Annotated in this window: 1 protein-coding gene; it reads left to right on the top strand. The window is 60.4% G+C overall.

Annotated elements, in window-relative coordinates:
• Positions 1-673 (top strand): transposase (locus V9K91_RS11175; RefSeq protein ID WP_336442880.1); only part of this gene is annotated, 673 nt, incomplete at its 5' end.
• Between the last annotated feature and the right edge of the window lie 103 nt (positions 674-776).

The raw sequence follows: 776 nt of genomic DNA, 5'->3' as shown, positions 1-776 counted from the left end.
GATGCTTGGGCCGCGCTGCGCGCGGTGTCCGGCCAACGGCCGGGGCTACGAATTTTTACGGGCCCATTGGGATTGGGGTCAATCGACCAAACGCCCCATTCCGGTAGCGCCGGCCGTTGGCCGGCCTTCGTATGGCTACCTACACTGCATGACGGTAACGGCCGATGTGTATGTCGGCATTCCGCTGAATCACCACTACGCCCCATCCGCCGAGGATGGGAGGATGAGCAGCCATCGTCTACGTCTTGGGCGCCGCAGCATTGTCGGGCAGGTTTACGTCATGACGACGCGTTGTACCGGGCAATCCCGTTGGTTTGATGATCCTGAAGCCGCCGAGATCGTGGTCAATCAGCTTCGACAGATGGACCGGAGCCGATGCACCCACACCCTGGCATGGGTCGTCATGCCCGACCACATTCACTGGATGTTTGAACTGCGCTCGCATTCACTTGCGTACGTCGCGCGGCGCTTCAAATCTTCCAGCGCGCTGTCACTGAACCGCCTGAAACGTGGACAGGGCAAGGTGTGGCAACCCGGATTCTTCGATCATGCGGTCCGTGCCGACGAAGCCTTGTTACGCCACGCGCACTACATCGTTGGCAACCCGATACGCGCGGGAATCACCGCGAACATCGGCGAATACAAACATGCATGGTGTCGTTGGACGCTATAGGCATCGTCCAGCATTGCGTTCCGGCCAACGGCCGGCGCTACCGACAAACGAGCCGACGGCTACGCCACATCCATCCGCAGCCCACGGTTGATTGATCCCAATC

It is taken from the genome of Stenotrophomonas sp. CCNWLW57, from assembly GCF_037203925.1.
Classification (GTDB): Bacteria; Pseudomonadota; Gammaproteobacteria; order Xanthomonadales; family Xanthomonadaceae; genus Stenotrophomonas; species Stenotrophomonas rhizophila_A.
The sequence above is the reverse complement of the archived record's forward strand: the minus strand, read 5'-3'. Positions and strand labels throughout refer to the sequence as shown.